Below are 287 nucleotides of genomic sequence, written 5' to 3'. Positions count from 1 at the left end.
CAAAATGAAAAAAATTATCGCATTGATGTTGTTTTTGACATTCTTTGCCCACGCCAACGACTCCGAGCCTGGCAGCCAGTATTTAAAGGCAGCAGAGGCCGGGGACCGACGCGCACAATATTTTCTTGCCGACAGCTGGTTTAGCTCCGGCGATTTGAGCAAAGCCGAATATTGGGCACAGAAAGCCGCCGACAGCGGTGATGCTGATGCCTGCGCGCTGCTGGCGCAGATCAAAATCACCAATCCGGTCAGTCTGGACTATCCACAAGCAAAAGTTCTTGCAGAGA

Annotated in this window: 1 pseudogene; it reads left to right on the top strand. The window is 51.2% G+C overall.

The features are described 5' to 3' along the window. Positions 1-4: 4 nt before the first annotated feature. Positions 5-287, top strand: a pseudogene (gene yjcO / locus VJI93_RS08660) (Sel1 family TPR-like repeat protein YjcO); the annotation flags it as partial.

It is taken from the genome of Parvimonas sp. M20 (assembly GCF_035282425.1).
Taxonomy (GTDB): Bacteria; Bacillota; Clostridia; order Tissierellales; family Peptoniphilaceae; genus Parvimonas.
The sequence above is the reverse complement of the archived record's forward strand: the minus strand, read 5'-3'. Positions and strand labels throughout refer to the sequence as shown.